The 22,860-nt window shown below is 59.1% G+C and carries 21 protein-coding genes and 1 tRNA gene; 12 read left to right on the top strand and 10 right to left on the bottom strand.

From position 1 onward, the window contains the following. Positions 1–98: 98 nt before the first annotated feature. The 8 genes from ACMZ91_RS06245 (at position 99) to ACMZ91_RS06210 (ending at position 10,816) form a co-directional block, all read left to right on the top strand. On the top strand, positions 99–1,583 hold the full coding sequence (locus ACMZ91_RS06245) for an undecaprenyl-phosphate glucose phosphotransferase (RefSeq protein WP_414577400.1): 1,485 nt from the start codon (positions 99–101) through the stop codon (positions 1,581–1,583). Between the two features lie 150 nt (positions 1,584–1,733). Beyond that, entirely contained in the window at positions 1,734–2,168 is a 435-nt protein-coding gene (locus ACMZ91_RS06240) for a low molecular weight protein-tyrosine-phosphatase (RefSeq protein WP_277779055.1), read from the top strand. A 58-nt stretch (positions 2,169–2,226) separates the two neighbouring features. Further along, the gene (locus ACMZ91_RS06235; protein WP_277779054.1) at positions 2,227–4,437 is read left to right on the top strand and encodes a polysaccharide biosynthesis tyrosine autokinase; all 2,211 of its coding nucleotides are present in this window, start codon (positions 2,227–2,229) and stop codon (positions 4,435–4,437) included. Positions 4,438–4,547: 110 nt separating this feature from the next. Next, the gene (locus ACMZ91_RS06230) at positions 4,548–5,798 is read left to right on the top strand and encodes a hypothetical protein (RefSeq protein ID WP_277779053.1); all 1,251 of its coding nucleotides are present in this window, start codon (positions 4,548–4,550) and stop codon (positions 5,796–5,798) included. Between the two features lie 39 nt (positions 5,799–5,837). Beyond that, on the top strand, positions 5,838–6,971 hold the full coding sequence (locus ACMZ91_RS06225; protein ID WP_277779052.1) for a glycosyltransferase: 1,134 nt from the start codon (positions 5,838–5,840) through the stop codon (positions 6,969–6,971). A gap of 47 nt (positions 6,972–7,018) precedes the next feature. Beyond that, on the top strand, positions 7,019–8,146 hold the full coding sequence (locus tag ACMZ91_RS06220; protein ID WP_414577397.1) for a glycosyltransferase family 4 protein: 1,128 nt from the start codon (positions 7,019–7,021) through the stop codon (positions 8,144–8,146). Between the two features lie 11 nt (positions 8,147–8,157). Next, on the top strand, positions 8,158–9,624 hold the full coding sequence (locus ACMZ91_RS06215) for a lipid II flippase MurJ (protein WP_277779050.1): 1,467 nt from the start codon (positions 8,158–8,160) through the stop codon (positions 9,622–9,624). 280 nt (positions 9,625–9,904) lie between these two features. Then, complete coding sequence (locus tag ACMZ91_RS06210; protein WP_414577395.1) at positions 9,905–10,816, top strand: glycosyltransferase; 912 nt, start codon at positions 9,905–9,907, stop codon at positions 10,814–10,816. A 191-nt stretch (positions 10,817–11,007) separates the two neighbouring features. On the opposite strand, the gene ACMZ91_RS06205 is transcribed toward ACMZ91_RS06210, so the two are convergent. From ACMZ91_RS06205 to ACMZ91_RS06175, 7 genes are all read right to left on the bottom strand, one after another. Further along, the gene (locus tag ACMZ91_RS06205) at positions 11,008–12,141 is read right to left on the bottom strand and encodes a glycosyltransferase family 4 protein (protein ID WP_277779048.1); all 1,134 of its coding nucleotides are present in this window, start codon (positions 12,139–12,141) and stop codon (positions 11,008–11,010) included. A gap of 73 nt (positions 12,142–12,214) precedes the next feature. After that, positions 12,215–14,335, bottom strand: a complete 2,121-nt coding sequence (locus ACMZ91_RS06200; protein WP_414577393.1) for a YjbH domain-containing protein — start codon at positions 14,333–14,335, stop codon at positions 12,215–12,217. Further along, complete coding sequence (locus ACMZ91_RS06195) at positions 14,335–15,108, bottom strand: capsule biosynthesis GfcC family protein (protein ID WP_414577391.1); 774 nt, start codon at positions 15,106–15,108, stop codon at positions 14,335–14,337. Before ACMZ91_RS06195 ends, ACMZ91_RS06200 begins: the two co-directional genes overlap by 1 nt. Further along, positions 15,105–15,797, bottom strand: coding sequence for a YjbF family lipoprotein (locus tag ACMZ91_RS06190; RefSeq protein ID WP_277779045.1), 693 nt, complete (start codon positions 15,795–15,797; stop codon positions 15,105–15,107). Before ACMZ91_RS06190 ends, ACMZ91_RS06195 begins: the two co-directional genes overlap by 4 nt. Before the next feature lie 13 nt (positions 15,798–15,810). Then, positions 15,811–16,917, bottom strand: coding sequence for a polysaccharide biosynthesis/export family protein (locus ACMZ91_RS06185; protein ID WP_010484747.1), 1,107 nt, complete (start codon positions 16,915–16,917; stop codon positions 15,811–15,813). An 88-nt stretch (positions 16,918–17,005) separates the two neighbouring features. Then, positions 17,006–17,314: a hypothetical protein gene (locus ACMZ91_RS06180; RefSeq protein WP_277779044.1), complete on the bottom strand. Its 309-nt coding sequence runs from the start codon at positions 17,312–17,314 to the stop codon at positions 17,006–17,008. A 109-nt stretch (positions 17,315–17,423) separates the two neighbouring features. Beyond that, a complete protein-coding gene (locus tag ACMZ91_RS06175) occupies positions 17,424–18,014 on the bottom strand; it encodes a phosphatase PAP2 family protein (protein ID WP_414577388.1) in 591 nt (196 codons plus the stop codon). Between the two features lie 109 nt (positions 18,015–18,123). Here ACMZ91_RS06175 and ACMZ91_RS06170 point away from each other — a divergent pair. Beyond that, positions 18,124–18,200: transfer RNA gene (locus ACMZ91_RS06170), tRNA-Arg, on the top strand. 36 nt (positions 18,201–18,236) lie between these two features. On the opposite strand, the gene ACMZ91_RS06165 is transcribed toward ACMZ91_RS06170, so the two are convergent. Continuing rightward, positions 18,237–19,127 carry a dihydrodipicolinate synthase family protein gene (locus tag ACMZ91_RS06165; RefSeq protein WP_414577386.1) on the bottom strand — a complete coding sequence of 297 codons (891 nt, stop codon included), beginning with the start codon at positions 19,125–19,127 and terminating at the stop codon, positions 18,237–18,239. 108 nt (positions 19,128–19,235) lie between these two features. On the opposite strand from ACMZ91_RS06165, the gene ACMZ91_RS06160 reads away from it, so the two are divergent. Then, positions 19,236–19,709, top strand: a complete 474-nt coding sequence (locus ACMZ91_RS06160; protein ID WP_414577384.1) for a GNAT family N-acetyltransferase — start codon at positions 19,236–19,238, stop codon at positions 19,707–19,709. A gap of 7 nt (positions 19,710–19,716) precedes the next feature. Here the strand turns inward: ACMZ91_RS06160 and ACMZ91_RS06155 are convergent, their stop codons facing one another. After that, entirely contained in the window at positions 19,717–20,274 is a 558-nt protein-coding gene (locus ACMZ91_RS06155; protein ID WP_032127433.1) for a GNAT family N-acetyltransferase, read from the bottom strand. A 146-nt stretch (positions 20,275–20,420) separates the two neighbouring features. Here ACMZ91_RS06155 and ACMZ91_RS06150 point away from each other — a divergent pair, with 146 nt between their 5' ends. Continuing rightward, positions 20,421–21,314, top strand: a complete 894-nt coding sequence (locus tag ACMZ91_RS06150; RefSeq protein WP_049421337.1) for a helix-turn-helix domain-containing protein — start codon at positions 20,421–20,423, stop codon at positions 21,312–21,314. On the opposite strand, the gene ACMZ91_RS06145 is transcribed toward ACMZ91_RS06150, so the two are convergent. After that, the gene (locus ACMZ91_RS06145) at positions 21,262–22,092 is read right to left on the bottom strand and encodes a universal stress protein (RefSeq protein ID WP_414577381.1); all 831 of its coding nucleotides are present in this window, start codon (positions 22,090–22,092) and stop codon (positions 21,262–21,264) included. The two genes, ACMZ91_RS06150 and ACMZ91_RS06145, sit on opposite strands and share 53 nt — an antisense overlap. A 171-nt stretch (positions 22,093–22,263) precedes the next feature. Here ACMZ91_RS06145 and ACMZ91_RS06140 point away from each other — a divergent pair, with 171 nt between their 5' ends. After that, the gene (locus tag ACMZ91_RS06140; protein WP_049421338.1) at positions 22,264–22,830 is read left to right on the top strand and encodes a TetR/AcrR family transcriptional regulator; all 567 of its coding nucleotides are present in this window, start codon (positions 22,264–22,266) and stop codon (positions 22,828–22,830) included. Positions 22,831–22,860 lie beyond the last annotated feature (30 nt).

Raw genomic sequence — 22,860 nt, 5'->3', positions numbered from 1 at the left:
CGCTTCATTCACAATTCCTCCACATTTAATTGACGTTGTCCGGACAACAGCGTGCTGGCTGGGGAGCCCATGCACGTGACGCCGAATCTTTCGGAGTCGTGTCGAGCGGATACTGGAGAAGTGCTTTGCTACATGGATCAGTAGAAGACCTTCCTGCGGAGCGGGCCCGCGCTGGCCGTCGTCGTGTCGAGGCCCGAGCAGCCCTCGAGCTTGGGCTGCGCCTGGGTGATCTATTGCTGCTGCCAGGAATGGCGGTGCTTTCTCACATCCTGCTCTATGGCGCAGGCGCGCCGGATTCGTCCCAGCGAATCGTGTTCGGTGCGGTGATCCTCAGTGCCATCGTCTGCTTTTCGGTAGCGCCGGTCTATCGCAACTGGCGTATTAGGGGCCTCCTGGCGGATCTCTGGCTGCTGCTGCTGGCCTGGTCGTCCACCTTTGCTCTGTTCTCGATCTATGTGGTCATCGTTGGGGTGGCCGACGCTGTTCCATCCAGTTGGCTGGTAGGGTGGTATGCGTTCGGGCTTGCTGCAATGGCCTTGTTGCGTGTGCTACTGAGGGTGCAGTTGCACCGCTTGCGCTCGCGTGGGATGGATCGAGAGCGCATCCTGCTGGTCGGGCTGCGCGCACCTGCATTGAAATTGCATCGCCTTCTGCGCGGCAAGCCGGAACTGGGCAAGGAAGTTGTTGGCTACTTTGCTAGCACCGGTGACATTGCGACCCGGCGTGGTGGAGACGCGCCACGTAGGCTTGGTGCGTTAGCCGAGGTTCCGCTGTACATGGATCAGCATAGGGGTGAATTCGATCAGGTATGGGTGTCAATGCCCATGGGGCACGCGGCAGCAATCAAGGATATGCTCAAGCAGATCGAGCGTTTTCCCGTGCCGGTGCGCCTGATTCCTGACACGACCGGCCTGGGGGCGCTCAATCCTGGGGTGCATCAGGTGGGCGATGTGCCGATGATTGGCGTGCGCCAGGGCCTGTCGGACCATCGATTCCGCCTGTTCAAGCGGATCGAGGACATCGTTGTGGCGGGACTGGCGGTGATCTTGTTGGCGCCGTTGTTTGCTTTATTGGCCCTCGGCGTGAAGCTGAGTTCGCCGGGGCCGGTGTTGTTCCGCCAGAAGCGCCACGGGTTGGGCGGTAAGGAATTCTGGATGCTCAAGTTTCGCTCCATGCGCGTGCATGCGGAGGGCGCAGGGCAGATCACTCAAGCGACGCGGGGGGATCCTCGCGTGACCCGATTCGGTGCCTTCCTGCGCCGCAGCAGCCTAGATGAGCTCCCGCAGTTCTTCAATGTTCTGGGTGGGAACATGTCGGTGGTGGGGCCGCGGCCGCACGCGATCCAGCACAATGACCACTATGAACGGGTGATCGAGCGCTACATGCATCGTCACTACGTCAAGCCCGGGATTACCGGCTGGGCGCAGGTCCATGGGTTGCGGGGCGAGACACCGGAGCTTCGTTCGATGAAGAAGCGTGTCCAGTACGACATCGATTACATCCGGCGCTGGAGCCCGACGCTAGACGTGCGGATCATCGTGCTGACGGCGCTGAAAGTTCTTGGGCAGAAGTCGGCGTACTAGAGGGCGACTTCTGGAACTGCGACGTAATCCCATGAATATGTTGGCGATTTCATCGCCTGTAATGCACTTGTAAGGTATGCTGTGCGGCTGCCGCCGGCCTTGGGTGTTCTGGTCGCGTGCGCCGCAAGGAATGCCACAGGATCCAGGCCAGTGTTCAATAACGTTCTTTTTGTATGTGTCGGCAACATCTGCCGCAGTCCCTCCGCAGAGGTGATGCTGCGCCAGGCGGTCCAGGGCAAGGGCATCCAGGTGTCCTCCGCGGGTCTCGGTGCGCTGGTTGGGCATAGCATTGATGCCACGGCGCAGGAGTTGCTGGTGGAGCAGGGCATGGATGGCCTGGCCCATCGCGCGCGCCAGATCGATGACGCGATCCTAGGAGCTGCTGATCTGGTGCTGACCATGGAGCGCAAACACGTGCGCCGGATCTCCGAGATCGCTCCGCAGGCATCCGGGAAAACCTTTCTGCTGGGCAAGTGGCAGCAGGATCGGGAGATTCCCGATCCGTACCGCCAACAGCGTCCGGCGTTCGAGCATGTTTACAAGTTGATGGCCGAGGGTGTGGAGAGCTGGGCGCGGCACCTCTGAAGTCCCGCTGCGTATTCCAGTCCTGTAGCCCTTTCCCCGCATTGAAGACCCCCAATTCATGACCACTGAAGCCCGTACCTCCGCACCGGAAGACAGCGACGAGATCGATCTGCGCCAGCTGCTTGGAACCTTGATCGACTACAAGTGGTGGATCGTCGGCATTACCGGGCTCTTTTTCGTGGTTGCGGTGGCCTATGCGTTGCTGGCCACGCCGATCTATCGTGCGGACGCAATCGTCCAGGTTGAATCGAAGGTGCCTTCGTTGCCAGGCCTGTCGGATATCAGCCAGTCGTTGGGTATGGGCACTGGATCTGCAGAGGCAACCACCGAGATCGCACTGATTACTTCGCGTTCGGTGGTCGGTAGTGCGGTCGATGCGTTGAAGCTGGATATCACCATCGAGCCCAACCGCTTCCCGCTGCTGGGCGGCTACGTTGCGCGCAAGGCCGAGCGCGCAGATTCGGAAGCTCTGGCTGATGTGCGCTTTGGCATGAGCCGTTTCGGCTGGGGTGGCGAGAAGCTGGAGATCTTCCAGCTGGACGTGCCGCGCGCGCTGCAGGCGCGACCGATGACGTTGGTCGTCGGCGAGAACAACAGCTATGAACTGTTTGACGAGGATGACAATCTTCTATTGAAAGGGCAGGTCGGCAAGGTCGCGAGCGGGAAGGGGGTGACCGCGCAGGTTGCCGAGATGCGCGCGCATCCGGGTATGCACTTTGAAGTGTCGCGCCAGCGCCATCTGACGGTCATCAACGATCTGCAGAAGGACATTGCCGTGAGCGAGTCCGGCAAGGATTCTGGGATCCTAACCTTGGCCTATGAGAGTGCCGACCCGGTCCTGGCGCAGAACTTCCTGCAGCAGGTGGCGCAGGCTTACGTCCGCCAAAATGTCGAGCGCAATTCGGCCGAAGCCTCTGCGCAGCTGACCTTCGTCAAGGAGCAGCTGCCGAATGTCCGCAACCAGGTGGATGCGGCGCAGAAGGCGCTGAGTGCCTACCAGACGCGTGCGAACTCCGTGGATCTGACCCTGCAGACCAAGGGGCTGCTGGATCAGGAAGTGGCCGTGGAAACCAGCATCCAGCAGCTTCGCCTGCAGCAGGCGGAGATGGATCGCAAGTTCACCCGTGACCATCCAGCCTATCAGGCGCTGATGCGCCAGATTGGCGAGCTGGAAGGTCGTAAGAGCAGCTTCCAGGGCCAGGTCAAGCAGCTTCCGGAAGCCCAGCAGGAGCTGCTGCGCCTGACCCGCGACCTGCAGGTCAGCAATGAGATGTACACCGGTATGTTGAACCAGGCTCAGCAGTTGGACGTGGCCCGTGCCGGCACCGTTGGCAATGTGCGTATCGTCGACGCTGCCGAGGTCGATGCCACTACGCCGGTCAAGCCGCGCAAGGCGGTGGTGGTGCTGATCGGTACCGTTCTGGGCGCGTTCCTGTCGGTGGCGCTGGTACTGCTGAAGCAACTGCTCAATCGCGGCGTGGAAGACCCCTCGCAGATCGAAGAGCTGGGTCTCCCGGTATATGCCTCGATTCCGGTTAGTACGCAGCAGCAGACCGATTCGGTGCGCGGTAAGTTCCGCGCTGACGGCAAGTTGCATCTGCTTGCGGTGAAAGACCCGGCCGACCTGGCCATCGAAGCGGTGCGTAGCCTGCGTACCAGCCTTCACTTCGCGCGTCTGGAAGCCAAGAACAACATCGTGTTGATCTCTGGTGCGAGCCCCAACGCCGGCAAGACATTCGTGTCTTCCAACCTCGCGGCGGTGATCGCGCAGGCCGGGCAACGTGTGCTGATCATCGACGCCGACATGCGCAAAGGGACCCTGCACAGGGCATTGGGAGCTGCGCAGACGCCTGGTCTGTCGGATCTTTTGGTCGGCAAGGTTGACCGTTCGCAGGTGGTGCGAAGTCTGCCAGGCCTGGACAATCTGAGCTTCATCGCGCGTGGTGACGTTCCGCCGAACCCGTCGGAACTGCTGATGCATGCCAACTTCACCACGTTGCTGGAGGAGCTGGCACCGCAGTACGACTTGGTCATTGTCGATACGCCGCCGATCCTGGCAGTTACCGATGCTGCGATCATTGCCCATCATGCCGGTACCTGCCTGATGGTGGCGCGCTTTGGCCTCAACCAAGCGAAGGAGCTGGCGCTCGCCAAGCGCCGCTTTGAGCAGAACAACGTACGCATCAAGGGTGCGATCTTTAACGCCGTTCAGCGGCGTTCCGCTGGTTACTACAGTTATGGATACTACGAGTACAAATCTGTGACGTGAGGCGGGACTTGCTTTAGTCCGCTGCTGGATGAGGCTGCGGCGTGCTTTCTAATCGCGGCGCCCAATCTGCGCGGGGAACGCCCTTTTGGGGCAACTAACGAGATCTGCTAGTGGAAATTTCTAATGGCGAGGAATTGAGATTTTTGCCGTCTCAGGTCGTTGCAGAAAAAGGGGATTTTCTTCAGTGGGCTGTACTGTTCCATTTGTGGACGACTGCCTGTGCGGGATTGCTGAAGTATCTCGGTTTCCTTGTTGGTTTGCCATACTTTCATCTTGCTTCAAAAATCCTTCTTCTTTCTGTTGCGCTGGTCCCGCTTGCCCTGTTTAGGTTGCGGACGGGGCAGCTTGCTGTAGTCTCGGTTATTTTCTTGTGCCTTGCTAGTTCACTTCTGCTGAATGGAATTGCGCAGGTGATGATGGGGTTCTGGGTTCTTCTTCCATTCTTTTTTGGGATGATTTTTTATCAGTCTGTTCTCAGTCACTGGATGTTGCGGAAGATCAGGATTCTGTTGGGTGCGGCAATTACATTTCAGCTGATAAATTATTTTATTGTCTTTCCGTGGGAAGGGCTTACGATCGAAATTGGCGGAATTTCATCGCTGGTCGGACGGGAGTGGTCTGATGGCGGTGTTCGGCGTTTGGCTGGCTTATCCAGCTCGTCTATCGAGTCTTCTTTGCTCATCGCAGTCTTGGGTTTGCTCGTGGCCAGCACGGAGCGTCGATCTTTGATGCGCGTCCTTATCGTGCTGTTCGTCTTTATTTCCATTTATCTCAGCACAATGAAGACAGCTGCACTCGCATTTGCAATTTCCTCGATTCCGATCCTTTTGAATCGCAGGGTGGTTAGGCGCGCTCTTGGGTCATTCATTGTTGCTGGGTTGATCGTCGGCCTATTACTGCCGTTCTATATGTATTCAAAGGGCGCGGCAATCCCTGGGGGCGGGGGATATGCAAGCTTGCACGATAGGTTCACCGTGGTCTGGCCGGCAGTTATTCAGTATGGCATTGCCAATTCTGGCATGTTATTTGGCCTCGGGGTTGGGGGGTTGGGGGCATCAATGCAGCTCGGTGGCGGCGGATTTGCGTATGCCTTCGTCGATAACCTCTACCTTTATATGATCTTTGTGGGTGGAATCTATGGGGTTGCTTTGATTGCAATGATCTTTACAGCAGTTTTGAAGTTGACGCTTGCGAGTCGAGAGTTGTTCCTCGCTTGTGGGGGCACTGTTCTCTTTTTTATGGTCATCTACGGTATTACGCAAGTCCCGGCAGAGAGCTCGGTAGCTGCAGTTTTCTTGGGTGCAGCAATCATGCGGCCGTTGGCGGGCAATAGAGCGCATGCCATCCGCGTGCGGATTTGATTATTGCCTGCATATTAGAAAGTTATTGGGAGACGTTTGATGAAAAAGCCTAAATCGTATGCCGTCTTTAGGCATGAGCTCTTCAAACAATCCGAACCATTCATTAGGGAGCAAGCCGACTCCGTCCCTGGCTGGACGCCGTTTTATACTGGCCGCACGCGTTCTGCACATCCGGATGTCAATTCGTTTGCACTCTGGGATGATACGAGAATGGGGGCCTTTTCTAAAGGATGCCAGTCGATTCTCAGGTCCAGTAAGGGATACATTGAGCCACTGCGTGATGCCAGTGTAGAGTTGATTCATGCACACTTCGGCGTGGAGGGGGTCTATGCCGAAGGCTTGGCTAAAGAAATGGACGTTCCCTTAGTGACGACTTTTCATGGCTATGATGTAACGCTCAAATCTTCCGAGCTATTGCGTTCGATGAAGCCGGCATGGATTAACTACGTTCTATTTAAATCTGGTCTAAAACGCAGGGGGAACCTGTTTGTCTGTGTTTCTCGCCATATTGAAAGAATGGTTCTTGAAAGTGGCTTTCCTGAGGGGCGCGTTGTAACGCACTACATGGGGGTGGACGTCGATGCCTTCGCATATAAGCCCGTAGCGGAACGATCGGGAAATTACATTCTCCATGTAGGAAGGCTGGTGGAGAAGAAAGGGTGCATAGACCTCATCAATGCATTTCGCCTGATCCATCGTGGGCACCCTGATATTCGCCTTGTAATTGTTGGTGCGGGACCGATGGAGAGACGTATAAGGGATCTCGTGGATTCGTCGGGCCTTTCGTCTCATGTGGATTTGCTGGGGGGGGTCCCTAGAGAGCAAGCCCGAAAGCTGATGGAGAATGCATTAATGCTGTGTCAGCCAAGTAGAACGGCGGCAAATGGTGATACTGAAGGTCTTCCGATCGTTCTCATGGAGGCGGCAGCTACAGGCACCCCTATAGTTTCAACTTTTCATGCGGGAATTCCAGAGCTTATAAAGCAGGAAGTGAATGGTCTCTTGGTTGAGGAGGGGAATGTTGGAGCTATAGCTGAGGCTATGCGTCACTACATTATCAGCCCGGCTTTCGCTTCAAGGGTATCTGCTCAAGCTCGCGAGATAGTCGAGGATTCGTTCAATGTGAAAGTGCAGTCGGCTGTATTGGGTCGACTCTATGAGGGGCTTCTGTGAGGCTTCTCATCGTTACTCGTGTTCTGCCTCATCATTCCATTGGTGGAATGCAGGCAGTTGCCTGGGATTTGGCAAGAGAGTTTGCTCGCCTAGGTCACGAGGTGGCCATTATCACTGCGGAGATTAGCGATCGGCCAGATACATTCTGGGACAGTGGCGTAGAAATTCGCGGCATGAAAGGTGTTGCATGGCGGCGATACGGTGCGCGATGGAGGCGAGGACTTCTGGATGCCTGCCCCAGGGAATATCTGCTGTCCTTTGATGCGATTCTCGGCGTCAGTTCAGCCGCCAGTCCCTTCCTCGATTTGGGGCATGATGTTCGGAAACGCATCCATATGCAGGCGCATGGGACATCATTTGGCGAGCTGGTTTCAAAATGGAGATCTCGCCGCGCGATTGAATTGATTAAGTCTCTGAAAAATCTAGTCAATCTAATCAAAGATTTGCGTGATTATCCACGATATGCTTCTGTTGTTGCAATCGGTCAAGCCGTTGTAACTGAATTTGGGCGTTTCCCCATTGCACTCGTATTGAGTGGAGAAAGAGGGGCTTGTCTGATTAGCAATGGGGTTTCAGAAGAAACATTTCGGTATGATTCTGAGCGAGCTCTCCGTCTTCGAGAGTCAATGGGCTGGTGGAACTCGAAGGTAGTAGTTACAGCGGCGCGCTTAGACGGGCAGAAGGGGATCTACCAAGCGCTGGATGGCATTGCCGTTGCTTTGAGGGATGATTGTTCTGTTCGGTACCTCATTGTTGGTGATGGACCAGAACGGGTTCGTCTTCAGAGCAAGGTGCGTGAGCTGGGTTTGGAGGACTTTGTGCATTTTGCGGGGGCGGTTTCGCGAGATGAAATGGTGGATTACCTTTCGGCCGCTGACGTAATGCTGTTTACGACAGTTCGGGTCGAGGGTTTGCCAATGAATATTCTCGAGGCATTGGCGTGTGGTCTTCCTTGTATTGTTTCGCGTCATGTCGTCCAGCAAGAGCGGCCGTCGGAAGCTATAGAGGAGGTGGATCCCCACGATCCTGCGAGCGTTGCACGAGCTGTTAAAGTGATTCAACCAAGAATGGATCGTACTAGCTTGCTGCCGGAGCGCTATTCATTGCAGTATGCTGCACTGAGTTATTTGAATTTGTTTTCTGGTGCCAGTAGATCGAAGGGCGAAGTGCAATGATACGCGCGGCCTTGAAGCTCGCAACAGGCTCTGTCATTGGGAAACTGTCGGGAGTACTTAGGGAGATTTTACTTGCTACAGCTTTTGGAACCGGTGCGGTAGCATCGGCGGCGCGTGCATCCCAAACGGCTACGCTAGTTCCTGTAGAGTTCTTCGCCGCTAACGCGCTGTCAGCGGGATTTCTGCCTTTATACTCTTCCATTGAAAAAGAGGGCAGAGAGAGAGTTATAGGTTTATTCTGGGCAGTTCTTTCTATCATGGTTCCGATCTCCTTTGGCATTCTGTTGATGCTGCTGGTTTTGGCGGAATCCTGGGTTTCTGTAGTGGCTCCGGGGTTCGGTCCGGAGGCCAGGGGCCTAACGATAGAACTTCTTAAGGTGTCTGCGTTGGGCGTTCCATTTTATGTGGCTGGGAATTTGCTTTCATATCTGGCGATGGCCAATGGTGAGTTCTCGTTGGCTTCGATGCGCGCCACAATACAGAATGTCGGCATGATTCTTGGAATTGCGCTTGCATGGTGCTTCTCGGATTTTTCCTTGATTGCGTGGGCGTTCCTGTGTTCCTATGCACTGTATTCTGCATTGGGTGTTCGGGCTGCTTGTGTTGGGAGCTGGGCCCCTGTCTCAATGCTAAGGCGCGAATACTACTTTGATTCGATGTTTAGATTTCTTCGCGCAATACGACCCTTGCTCCTTCTGCCGGTCGTGCTTCAAGCAGGGGTAGTGGCGGAGCGCGCGATTGCTTCATTGATCTCTGACTCAACCGTGGCTGCGCTTGGGTATGCAAAGTTGATTACTGAGACTGGAGTGCTTCTTCTTGCGATGCCCTTGGGCCTCGCCGGTTTGGCCACAATGGGGTCAATGACGGCAGTTGAGTTCAGGTCAGTGCTTGTGAAGGTTGTTTCAGCACTTCTGATTGTCACGGTTCCGATCTCGTTCATTCTGCTGCTGCACGGAGAGACGCTTGTGCGACTCCTATTTCAGCACGGGGAATTTGGTGAGAATTCAACCGCTTCGACCGTTTCTATTCTTTCATCTATGTCTGTAGGGCTCTGGGCGCAGGTTGTAAGCTACTTTCTGGTTAAGGCCATGAGTGCTCGGATGCGCAACGGTATGGTCGTGGCTTTTACGATGATATCGGTTGCTGTACAAATTCTAATTAGCTTTCTTCTCTACAAGAAGATTGGTGGAGTGGCATTGGGTTGCGCGGCCGCGGCAGCCTCGGTGCTCTTGACTTTTATGTGTTGCTGGAATTTGGGTGTTCTTGGTGATTTCTCGAAATGGCTATTCCCCATGCTCATTATTGGGGGGGGGCACGTGGCAGCAGTTATGACGCTCCCTCATCCAGGTGTTGGGGAGCTTGGTGTTGCTGGAGTATTCTGTGGGTATTGGGTCCTGGCGCTTCTTCTTTGGAGACGGTCGCGCACAGTTGCTTTTGGTTTGATTCGCCGATCGCTGGGGAAGATTTATGACAAATAGGGATGTTATTTTGCTTTCCACGGCGGATTGGGATAATCCATTCTGGACCAATAAGCAGCATGTTGCATGTGAACTGAGTAGGCTTGGATATCGAGTCTTGTATGTTGATTCGGTGGGTCTCCGAAGGCCTTCTGCTTCTGCAAGTGATATGAAACGAATAATTGGAAGGATCCGAAAGGCCTTCGCCTTGCCTAGAAAGGTTAGGGATGGAGTATGGGTTGTTTCGCCCATGCTGCTACCGTTTCATGGAAATAGCGTGGTTGGGAGGGTAAACAGATCCTTGCTCGGATTCTCTTTCGCGGTCTGGAGTCGTATTGTTGGCCTTAAGCCATCCGTCCTCTGGACTTATAATCCAATTACAACGCAGTTGGTGGATTTGGATCGTTTCGCGACGGTGGTATATCACTGCGTGGATGATGTAAAGGCGCAGCCGGGCATGCCGTTTGAGGCAATTGATTCACGTGAAAAAGAGCTGGTACGAGAGTCGGATGTGATATTCGTTACTGCGGAGCCTCTTCTTGAGGGGCGTCGCGATATTAATCCAAATACTATTTACTACCCAAATGTGGCTGACTACGTGCACTTTTCGTCAGCGGGTTCGTCGGATGTCCAGGTTCCTTCGGACATTGCGACGCTCAAAGGGCCGGTGATTGGATTTGTTGGAGCGATTAGTTCTTATAAAATAGATTTTGAACTAATTGTTGGAATCGCCCGGCGCCGCCCTGACTGGAATATTGTACTTGTCGGGAAGGTGGGGGAGGGTGATCCTTGGACCTGTGCTGAATTGCTCAGTACCGCTCCCAATGTGCACCTCTTAGGGCCGCGGCCTTATGCTGATTTGCCTGCTTATCTCAAGGGTATGAATGTTGCCATTATGCCCAATATTCTCAATGACTACACTCTTGGCATGTTTCCAATGAAGTTCTTTGAGTATCTTGCTGCTGGCTTGCCCGTTGTAAGTGTGCGCCTTGATTCTCTGAGGGAGTTTGCACATGTGTGTAGATTTGCTTCGGGTGCGGATGAGTTTGTCAGCGAGATTGAGGCAAGCCTTATGGATGATTCAGTGGCCAAGGAGCGAGGTCAGATTGAGGCAAGGCGTCACACTTATGAGTCACGAACAGTCGCAATGTTGAATGACATTGGGCGCCTATCCAAACAACGAAAATCAGGGATGTTCGATTTGCAAGCCTGAGGCCGTTTCTCAGATGGTCCCTCTCCTTGGCTGGTGTAGGGACCTCTAAATAATTATTCTCGGTCTTGAATTTTTGGGCTTACGAGAGGGGCTGAGGCGTCAGATTCGTTTTGTACCCTTTGCAGTGCGAGGTCCGCCCGCGATCTCAACTGAAAGGCCCTTTGCTCGAGTGCAGTATTATGCAGCTGCGTTTAATCAATGGCATGATTTTTCTGTCGTTGATGGTTCTGGTGTGCAAGCTGAACTTCTTTCGCCAGCCTATTGCGGAACTCATCAGGACTGAATTTGTTGGCGTGCTTGGAAATCTGGGTGTGATTCCAAGGTGCGCAGCGCAGCTCGAATGATCTGATGGCGTTTTGGATTGACAACGAAGATTGCTCGGAAAAGAAAGATCCTGTTTCTCCTTCTTTGACGCTGTCGAGGATGCCTCCTTTCCCGTAGGCGATCACCGGCGTTCCAAACGCTTGCGCTTCCACCGGCGCAATACCAAAGTCCTCTTCAGCCGCAAATACGAAGGCGCGTGCCTCGGCAAGATGCTTCTCGAGCACTTCCTGGGGCTGGTACCCGAGAACGCTCACGTTGTGCTTGGCGAGCCGCTGCATCTGTTCCAGCATCGGTCCGCTGCCAATAACAACAAGCTTGCGATCAGGCATTTGATTGAACGCTTCGATGATCAGGTCGATGCGCTTGTAGGGCACCAGCCGGGAAGCGGTGACGTAGTAGTCTTGGCGGATAGAGCTGGGGAGAGTCTCCGGGATATCAACTGGTGGCGGGATCACAACAGATTCGCGCCCGTAGACCTTGCGAATACGCCGAGCAATGAACGTCGAGTTGGCGATGAAATGGTCCACGCCGTTGGCGGTCCGAACGTCCCACATGCGAATATAGGAGAGAATGATCCGTGCGATGGCACTCTTCAGGCCCCGGTCCAGCCCGGATTCGCGCAGATACTGCGGCTGAAGGTCCCAAGCATAGCGAATCGGGGAGTGGCAGTAGCACACATGGATTTGATCTGGGCCAGTGAGCACGCCTTTGGCTACGGCGTAGCTGCTTGATAGAACAAGGTCGAAGCCGCTGAGATCAAACTGCTCGATGGCAAGCGGCATGAGCGGAAGATAACTCCGATAGCTTTTGCGTGCACGTGGCATTTTCTGGATGAAACTGGTGTGAACCTTGTGGCTGCCAAGGAAAGAGCGATCTTCCTCAGGGAGGAAGTCCACCAGAGTGAATATCTCTGCCTGGGGGTACAGCAGTAGCATCTGCTTTAGTACCTTCTCGGCACCTGCATTGACTGTAAGCCAGTCGTGGATGATTGCTACACGCATGTTGTTCTTCCTTGCAGACTTCGATGTTGCCTGTTCAATTGGGTGGAATCGAGATGGCTCGATTTCCATGGGCTTACTTTGCGATGTTTTCGAGATTGTCGAAGAAGAAGTCCGGGTCCCGCTCCGACGTCAATTGGTAAAGCGAGTAGCTTCGACTCAATCGCGCGCCACCGTCTCGATATAGTGGATTCCAGGCGAACGTCGCACGGGCGCGAGTCGAACGAGGCAGCAGGAAGTCGAAGGGAATCGAAATGAAGATGCCCTTGTCGAAACTGCCTTCGCCAAAGTCCTTGGACGAAACGTCGGTCTTGGTGGCGTATGCGCCCATGTTGACGCCATTGTCGAAGGCGCGCGCAACCGAAATCGTGGCGCCCCAGTCCTTCGCCAGGTAGCGGCCGGCGCTGATCATGCTGGTGATCTTGTGCTCATCGCCCCACTGATAGTAGAAGCTGGCGTGGCCGGTGGTGGTGCTGTAGTCGCGGAAGCTGAAGCGCTGATCGAAATCGCGCTGCTTCACCCAGTTCAGCTCGGCACCCACCGCCCAGCGCTCGTTGAGGGGGCGGTAGAGGATCTCGCCACCCACGCCGCCGTACATGGCCTCGAACAGGCCGGCGTAGGCCGAGCCATACAGGTCCTTGCCCAGCTGATGATTGCTGGTGAGCTGCAGGTTGGTCAGGGTCAGGTCTTCCGTAGTCAGGTACCTGCGGATGTTCGTGCGGACCCGGGGCAGGTTGCTTGGCGCGTCGTAGCGGAAGCGGTCGTAGTTGTTGTACGCGTTGTAGCTGGCCGTTCCACTCAGCCAGGTATTCCGCGTGAAGTGGAAGTTGGCCGAGTAGGTGCCTGCGACCTGGAACAGGAAGAAGCCATCCGGTCCACCCAGCTGCTGCTGGTATCCAATATTGAACGCGCCGTCATAGCGTCGAAGTGGGGCCACATAGAGACTCTCGCGGCGCTGCTGCGCAGGCGCCGCCTGCTCGATGTGGCCTGCCAACTCGCTCAGCGGGGTGCGATTGTCGAGGTAGCTGTTGAAGGTGCTGCGCTCAATGCTGCTTTCCACGATGGGTACGCCCAGGCGGGTGTTCTCGATCGTGAACCAGCTGGTATCGGATGGCAGTTCTGAATCCAGGATGCGTGCCGCACGGCCAACACCCTGCGCGGGGTAGTAGAACCGACGCTGTTCACCGCTGACGATGACTTCCGATCCGCGCCGGCTGATGGCCGCGACGCGGAGGCCAGCGTTCTCTTCCAAAGTCCGGCTCAGGGCGGGCCAGTCGATGTCATCCATTGACTGTGCGGAGGGCGCCGCAGATGCTCGCGCAACCGGAGGCGGATCCAGCAGCTTGGGCGTGGACTTCGCCCGTGCCACATTGCCGCGCAGGGTAATGCCGAACATGGCTGTGTCGCCGCGTTCCCAGCCAAGATGCAGTTGCACGTTGGGATTCACGGCATAGCTTGCGCCCAGATTGATTGGGCTCTTCTGCGTTTGATTGTTGTTCTGTGGTTCGCGCTTGTAGTCGTTGCCGTCGTACTCAAGCTTCAGCTGCAGGGGTTCCCAGGGTGTCTGGTAGGCGATGCCACCGAAGATGCCGACGGGACCGCGGAACATGCCCTTGCTGTTGAAGTTGCCGGTGCCCTGCGCGCGTGGGCGCTCTTCAAAGCGGTCGCTGATTACCCGAAGCGGGTTCGAGAAGTCTCCTCGATTGCCGATGTAGCCGGTGGCAAGACCAAGGCTTGCATCGATCGGTCCGAACCGCTTGCTTGCAACCAGGTACTCGCTGGAGAACAGGCCGGTACCACCGATATCGCGGAAGCCTGCGGACACCTCGGGGGCCCATCGGCTTTCCTGCCACAGCCGGACCTTCAGGTCGATGGATTTGTCCTTGTAGTTCTGCTTGCCGCTCAGCCACTCCGGGCCATAGCGTCGATTCGCTACCGATACATAGCGGAATGCGCCTTCAACCCATGGCAGGGGCTGCATCACCACGTTGTAGCGACTGTAGGGCGAGGTATGGCTTGCGGTGAAGCTCACCTCGCCGTCGTCGGCCATGCGTGCGGTGGGGGTCTGCAGCAGACCAACGCCGCCCCAATCGCTGGCGGTGGGGGCGGGGGCTGTTTGTGCGTGCAATACAGCGCTGACGCTCAGGCTGAGAAGGGCAACACTGGCGCGTGCCAGTGGGATGGAGCGATGGCGCATCAGTATGAAACTCCGGGTGCATCCAGCACCTGGGTGGCAAGGAAGCGCACGGCATCCTCGTTGACGTCGGGGGCAATGTTGCGGATCTTGGCGGCGCTCAATGGTACGTAGATCACGGCGCCTGGCGCTAAGCGCACTGGAGCGCTCCGGTTCCACAGCGCCACGCCGAGCTGATGCACCTTGCCGTCGGGTTGGATGACGTAGAGGTCATCAGGGCTCGCCACCGGCAGCAAGGCACACGCGTTGCGGTAGCTTCGTGCGTCGAGTGTGGCTTGATGCTGCAGCTTGCACGGCTGTACGACCGCGCCAACAACCTGCACGGTTTCGGGTCGGCCGGGATAGACGACGCGGTCGCCCGCCAGCGCGGGTCGATTTTCCGCGGCACTCGCTTCCAGGCGGCGCGGATCAAGGAGCTGCGGTTCGCGCCCGGTCACTGGCAGGTCACCGAGCTCGCGCGCCAGCTGCGCGGCCGCGTCGGCAAGCTCCGGAGCATCCTGCTGGGAGGCGAGTGTTTCAAGATCGAAGAGCAGGCCCGCTTTGAGGCGGGTCTGTGGCGTCAGTGCACGTTGCCGAAGAAGGGCGGCGCCCAGCATATAGGCTTCTTCTTCCGGCGCTGCAGCAAGTGCGGCTGCGCTGAGGCGGGCCTCGGCGGGAAGCGTGTGCATGCCGGGATTGCGAACATGACCGGCCGCTTCGACGTTGATCGGCGATGAGGCATGCGCATGTGAGGCCAGCGCCAGTGCCAGCCCAAGGATGATCGGTCGCAGTGTCATCGGTTCTGCAGGTCCTGCGAGTAGGGCTTGAGCTGGACAACTTCAAGGCTGGTGTCGGGTGCGATGGCCTGGATGCTCTTCCAGATGAACCCGTTGGCAGGATCGACCCAGTAGTGGTTGTCGCGCTTCCAGCCGTCGCCCTGAAGCCGCTCCCGCACGTGCAACAGCTCGCGCTCGCTCTCCAGGATATGGACCTTCTCCTTGCCCAAGGTGGTCAGGGTGCCGGTGACGCTCATTCCATACCGGTAATCAGGCATGACGTCGTAACGGCGCTGCACGGTCGTGCCATCCCCGATCCGGTGCAGCGCGTGGAAGGGGGAATTCCCTTCGAGCGTCATGTCCTCAAGTTCCGGGCTGCTGCCATGGGTTCCGACGACGATGCCATCCCTGAGGAAGACGATGCTTCGCTCGGAGCTGTACCACGCCTGGCGACCGGAGTCGATGTTGCCAAGCACCAGAACGGCGCCCCCCGCTGGACCGGTGACCTTGATCTGCGGGAATCGATTGGCGGCCACCTCGGTGGCCGTGGGTTCCACGTTGGGCTTGCCCTGCAGCGCCATCTGCACCGACTTGACGCTGGTCTTGCCCACAACGCCGCAACTGGTTGCGGTGATGAGTACAAGCAAGGCCAGAGCCGCGGGGCGCTGGCGATTCGCTTGTCGGGTGGCAGCCTGAGCGATCCTGCTCATGGTGCGGGCCACCTTACTTGTCCAGGTCGCTGCGCGCGCTGGCGGCGTTGCTGATGATGGAGGTGAACGGCAGCAGCTGGTTCACGAACCGGCTCCAGCGGGTTACGCCAGCGGCACCGACAAACACGACATCGCCGGGCTGCAGGTCGAACTGGCTGGCCACGGCAAATGCGGTCGGCGACTTGGCTTCCAGGTGGAACACCTGCGACGGAGTGCTCTGCAGGTCATTCGAACCGCGGATCACGTAGACAGCGTTGCCGTTGGAGGTGGTCTGCAACAGGCCGCGCGCACGGCCAAGTGCCTGGCTCAGGGAAATCTCGCCGGTCTTGAAGTTCATAGCGCCCGGCTGATTGACTTCGCCGACCACGAATACTTCCTTGTGGTCGAGATAGGGCACGTAGATGTGATCGCCGGACTTGAGGAACACATTGGTGTCGCCGCCGCCGCTGCGACCCAGTCGGTCGAGGTCGATGGTGTAGGTGGTGCCGTCACGTGTCAGGCGAATGCCGGACAGGTCGGCCTGTGCCGGATCAAGGCCCGCCTGGCTGATGGCGTCGCCCATCGTCAGTGGCGTTACCGTCAGCGGAACAGTGGCGGCCTGACGCGAGGCGCCGGTAACCCAGACGCGCTGGCTGGCATAGGTCAGCATGGAAACGTCCACCTGCGGCGCTTCGATGTAGCGGGCCAGCTTGGTGGAGATCTCTTCGCGCAGTTCGCCGGGCGTCTTGCCCGTGGCGGTGATCTTGCCGATATAGGGATAGAAGAGCGTTCCGTCGGACTGCACGAGGCGGCCTGCGGCGTTCAGCTGCTGCTGCGGGCCGGCCGGCACGGTCAGTTCGGGGTGATCCCAGACGGTGATGTAGAGAATGTCGCCGGCACCGATGCGGTAGGGGCCCGGCTGATACTGGGTCAGAGCGGCGGGCAGCGCCGCGACATCGCGGGTGGCGCGCTCCATGGCGATCAACTTGGGCGTGATCGGAATCAGTTCGATCTGGTCGTTGCCAATGGGCTGATCATCGCGAGCGAAGGTGCTCGAGCGAAGATGCTGGCCTGGCGCCCACATGCAGCCGGTCAGGGTGAGTGCCACCGTCATTGTGGCTACGAAACGCTTGCAGTCCATCGAAATCTGTTCCTGGCCCGATCGGGCATGAAAAAGCCCTCGCCGAACGTCGCCCGGCGAGGGCGGGGTTACTGCTTCGGCGGACCGATCAGTTGGTGCCGGTAGTGCCGGTGGTGCCGGTCGTACCGGTGGTGCCGGTCGGCGGGTTGGTGGTGCCGCCACCATTGTTGTTGCCCGCGTCATCCTTGCTGCTGTCCGCAGCAACGCTGTACAGCACGCCAGCAGCGGCAACGCCCAGGCCCACGGTGGCGACGGTGGTCAGGGTGCCGGTGGCGGCAGCGCCAGCAGCTTCAGCGCCAGCAACTTCAGCGCTGGTTTCGGCGGCGACAGGAGCTTCCTGAGCGAACACCGGCGAGGACAGGCCCAGCAGGGCCAGGGCGGCAATCATCTTCTTCATCTACGGGGTCTCCTACTCCGTGAGGGAAATTTTTCCACCGCTATGTTGGCTGCTATTCATTTGCCCTGTCAAGGAACGTGAAGGAAATGTGGGGTCGCCCTGGCGATTCTCAGAAGTGTTGGAAGATCTCAGCCCTGCCGGAGATGAGCTTTGCTAGTGCAATGACGAGTCGGTGCGTATGGACGTCCGGCAAGGCGAGGGGTAGGACCATTCCCGCGAGTACGGCAGCGACAACAGCCATCGCACGGGCACGACCGACGGGTGATGCGGCGTGCAGTGCCCATGTGCTGCAGCTCAGTCCAAGTGCCAGCCCGGCAATGACTTCCGAAAGGCTATGGGCATGCAGCGGGATTCGTGACCAGGCAATAGCGGTGGCCAACAGCACGCCGATTACCAGGCCGATCGCCCGTGCGCGCTTGCCGGGGCCGGCAAGCAGTACACCAACGACTGGATAGACGACACTGGACATCGCGGCATGCCCGGAGAAACCGGTGAAGTGCACGCTCTTGATGCCAATCCCCCAGCCCATGAAGGCCAGCTTTGAGGCAAGCGTGACGCCGGCGGTGACAGCGATGGCCAGCAGCCATTGCCATTTCAGGCGTGCGTCTGCGCGGGGCAGGGTGATCAGTAGCACCAGGGCCATCGGCAGCAGCCAGCGGCTGTCGCCGAGGGCGGAGAGCGTTCGCCAGACGTCGGACATCCAGTTCACAACGGGTCGCGGCGGGCCAGCATATCTACTCCGAGGGCTCTGCAGAACGCCCCGCGCTTGGTCCATTCAGCCAGACGAGGTATCCTTTCCCGCTGCCAATGGCCCCGTAGCTCAGCTGGATAGAGCGTCCCCCTCCTAAGGGGAAGGTCGCCCGTTCGAATCGGGCCGGGGTCACCATCTTCCGCAGGCGCATGGCAGCTGCACTCCGGGGCTTTACAACAACCCCAGCCCACCCAGCACCGCCTCCACCTCCTCGCGCTCACCGTCCCGCAGCCCCTGCAACGGCAACGGCAGGCAGTTCTCGCCGCACAGTCCCAGCAGTGCCGCCGCGCAGGCCATGACGCGAATCCCGCCGAACCGGTCATACAGGGACCACAGCGGCGCCAGCCGCGCAGACAGGGCAATAGCACCCTCTTCATCGCCACTCCCCACGGCCCGCATGATCTGCAGCGCTACCTCGGGGAAAAGCCCGGCGGTCACCGAATACCAGCCGTCACACCCCGCCAGCAGCCCTCGCACCGCCGAGGCGTCACCACTGACGCCCAACGTCACATGTGCGGGAACGCACGCACGCAGTGCAGCAACGCGCGCGTCAGCCTCGACGGGATCATCAGCAAGGCGCGGAATCTTGATCGAAGCGATGTTGGGCAGCGCGGCGATCCGGCCATGCAGTGCATCGGTGAAGCGAAAGTGGGTGGTGCCCGGATTGTCGTAGACGCAGATAGGCGTGCGGACCGCTGCGCATATTGTTTCGAACAGTGCTTGCACCTCATGGTCCTTCAGGGGCTGGTAAGACACGGGGGCGAGCAGCAGGCCTGCAGCACCTGCATCCTCGGCGTCCAGGGCCAGCTCCAGCACATCGCGGGTACGCAGTGCACCGATGCCGGCGATGACCGGTACGCCTCCTGCGTGCGCCAGGGCTTCGCGCAGCACGCGCTTGCGCTCGTGCTTCTCCAGATAGGCGTAGCTGCCAGTGGAGCCAAGCACGCCCATCGAATCAACATCGGAATCGGCCAGGCGCTCGACCAGTCCGGCAAACGCACGAAAGTCGATGCCGGTTTCAGAGAGCGGGGTCAGTGGAAACGCGCTGAGGCCTTTGAACATGGGATCTCCCGAAGGGGGAATGGGCTGGACGCCTGGAATTGTTTATTGTCCTATGACAAAACTCAAGTGTCGCCACGCAGCGTGTCTAATCGCCACGAATGACGCACCATGCGGGTCATGAAACCAAGCCTTTGCGCCATCCAGCCTTCCCACTACGCCACCATTGCCGATTGGCTTGATTCCGCCGAGGCCACCCAGCGCTGGGCGGGCCCCGGCGTGCCGTTTCCTTTGCCGCAGGAACGGTTCGCGCAGGTGCTCGAGCTCGAGGCGCGGCCGGGCTGGGCGCTGCTGGACGAGCAGGACCAGTGCCTGGGCTTTGGCCAGTACTGGATGACCGACGCCGGCACCGCGCACCTGGGCCGCATCATTGTTTCCCCGCTGGCACGCGGGCGCGGCCTTGGCCGGCTGCTCATGCAGGCCTTGAGTGCACAGGCGCTGCGCGAAGACGGTATCCAGCGGCTCACCCTGCGCGTCTATCGTGACAACACAGCCGCCGCGGCCCTGTACCGTGACCTTGGTTTCCAGCAGGTGGAGGCGTCTTCGACGCAAGAACTCCTGTTCATGCAGCGCACGTTGGCCTGAACTCCGCTCAGGCCGGCGAGGTGGCCTGCAGGGCACACCATTGTTCTCGGGTGATGCGGCTGATGTGCTCGGTGCGGTAGTCGCCGAGGAAGCTGTTGAACTTGTTCACCTCGGTATGGTGATGCTGGAAACCGCATTTGCTCTGTGCGCTGAGCGATTGCAGGTTGTCAGCGAAGTAGCCGCACCACAGTGCGTCCAGTTCCAGCTGCATGAAGGCGTGCCGCATCACTTCGCGCACCGCTTCGGGCACCAGTCCGCGGCCCCAGTACGGAACGCCGATCCAGTAGGCGATCTCACCCTCTCGATCGCTGATCTCGAAGTTGCTGTCGGTGCCGATCAGGATGCCGACACAGCCGATCGCGTGGCCGTCCTCGCGGCTCTGCAGCGCGTAGACCTCTGGCCGGTTGAAGACGGTGCGGATGATTTCGGTACTTTCCTCAACGCTGGTGTGCACCGGCCAGCCGGCGATGGGGCCCACGCGCGGGTCGCGGGCGTACTCGTACAGATCGGCAGCGTCGGTGTCGCGCCAGGGGCGAAGGATCAAGCGTTCGGTGTGCAGCTGCATATCGGTTCCACGGGAACAAAGAGAGTGCACAGGCTAGGTCGCCAGGCGCGATCGGCCCAGAGCGGGACCATGATGGTTTCGGTACTTTTCACAACGGGTGGTTGAGCCCGGGTATGCTGGGGCCCGGAATACAGCCGGATCGGCCCATGGATCGCGTACCCCAGCTCCTGGACCAGGACGAATCCATGCGCCTGGAGGTCAGTACGCTGGCCGAAGGGCAGGGCGTCCCGTTGTCGTTCGGCCACGCTTATCTGGCGGTACTGGTATGCGTATCGGGGCGTGCGCGCTTTGCACTGAACTTCCGCGAGGTAGCGGTGCAGCGGCACGATGTGCTGGTGCTGGCAGAGGACACGCTGGCGCTGCTGCGGCAGCGCTCACGCGGCTTTCTGGCGGTGGTCTGCCTGATGCCCAAGGCGCTGGCATCGGAGGTGGCCTATGTGCTTCCCAATGCACTGTTCAAGTTCCTGCACGATCAGCCCCACTGCGTTCCGTCGCCGCTGGACGTGCCGCTGCTGCAGGGCTGGCTGCAGCAGTTGATGGATGCGCAGCACAATGGCGGCCGCTATCGTCACGTGATGCTGCGCAACCTGCTGCAGACGTTCTTCCTCAAATTCGCAACGCTGTTGCCGGCGCGCAGTGTGGCCGTGGCGCAGGTCAGCCGACGCGAGCGCTTGGCCTGGAATTTCTGGGAACTGGTCGGTGAGCGCAGTACGCGCCAGCGCGACGTGCAGTCCTATGCCGACGCGCTGTGCATCACCCCGTTCTATCTTTCGCAGCTGACCCGCGAGTGCTTCGACGAAACGCCAAAGGCGTTGATTGATCGCCAGGTGGTGCTGGAAATCAAGGCGCTGCTGACCTACAGCGAATTGCCGATCGGTCGCATCGCCGAGCGACTGTGCTTCGAGGATGCATCCTACCTGTGCCGCTACTTCCGGCGGCACACCGGGCAGTCGCTGACCGGCTATCGCCGGGCAGGGCAGGGCGGTACTAGTGCGACACGAACAAGGGCGCCGGTACTTCGGCCAGCAGATCCTCGGTGACCCCGCCGAGCACACGCTCGACCACCCGGCTGCGGCTGTAGGGGCCCAGCACCAGCAGGTCGGCGTCGGCATCGAGCACGTGCTGGCGGATGGTCGCGGCAACGCCGCCCTGGCTTGAACTGATCGCCTGGATCTCTACTTCGACGCCGTGCCGCGCCAGGTGCTGGGCCATCTCGGCGCCAGGTGTGGCCTCGGCCTTGGGCGTGTCGACCATCAGCAGGTGCACCGCTTTTGCACGTGCGAGCAACGGCAGCGCATCGGCTACCGCACGGCGTGCCTGCTTGCTGGCATTCCAGGCCACCACGATGCGATGGCCGACCTGGTCGCCATGCCAATGCGGTGGCACCAGCAGCATCGGCACGCCGGTCTGGCGCAGCGTTCCTAGCGGGTGCCAGCCAGAAGGGGCGCCGGGAGTACGCGGATAGCCGGCGATGATCAGGTCGCAGTACAGCGACTGCAGGGCCAGGTCGGCGCCGCCGAGATAGTCCGAGACGATGCGCAGTTCGGTGCTGATCTGCAGCGGCTCGGACACGGCACGCAGGTTCTGCATCAGCAGCGCGGTGCAGGCGGCATCCGCGCGCGCCTCGTGGTCGAGTGCGGCGGCGATGCCGGCACCGCGCGCGAAGCCGTTGGCGATGTCGGTGGGATGCTGGGCGGTGGAGACCGCGACCAGATGGGCCTGCTGTGCCTGCGCCAGATGGGCGGCGATGTTGAGAACGCGGTCCCCGGTGTCGCTGGCGTCGAACAACACAGCGATATCGCGTAGTGGATGCAGCATGGCGTTGTCTCCTTCGATGCCTGTGACGCGTTCCCTGCCGTGCACCGACCCGGGTGCACCGGACGCATCTCTATTTTAGCGCATCGGTGATCCGAATGAATCATCTTTGATTCAGTTTATTAATTGGTGATTCATGCTAGCGTGAGGGCGAACCCACACCTCAGCGCTTTCATGCGACCTGCCGCAGCACGCACCCGCCGCGACCTGCCCCATGCGCTGGCGGCCACCCTGGTCAGCCATCCACGCTGCACCCTCAGCGAACTCGCGCGCGGGGCGGGTATCAGCCGCGCGACCCTGTACCGGTTTGCGCCCACCCGGGAGGCGATCGACGAGGCACTGTTCGCGGCCGGCTTCGAGCGCGTGGAAGCGGCGGCGGTCTGGTTCGATGAGGGCGGTGATGCACACCACGTGCTGGAGCAGGTCACCGCCACGCTGCTGGCGGACTGGGAACTGGTAACGCTGCTGTTCGCGCGGATGATGGAAGAGCAGCAGCGCCAGGGTGACCTGCATCTGCTGCCGGAGCGCTGGGCGCCGATCGGCGAGCGCTTCGAAGCCTTCTTCCTGCGTGGTCAGGCGGCCGGAGAGTTCAACGTTGGTTTCACCGCAGTGTGGCTCGCGGACTTCTACTGGACCTGCTTCTACGGCATCACCTGGTCACTGGCGCGCGGTCGGCTGGCGCCGGCAGCGGCAGCCTCTACGTTGCTGGCTTCGTTCCAGCGGGGGGCGATGACGGGTTGACCGCAGGGCCCTGCTGCCGGGGCACCGTGG

The sequence above is a fragment of the Stenotrophomonas sp. FR024 genome (genome assembly GCF_047500745.2).
Lineage (GTDB): Bacteria > Pseudomonadota > Gammaproteobacteria > Xanthomonadales > Xanthomonadaceae > Stenotrophomonas > Stenotrophomonas maltophilia_A.
This window is presented reverse-complemented; position numbering and strand designations above follow the sequence as displayed.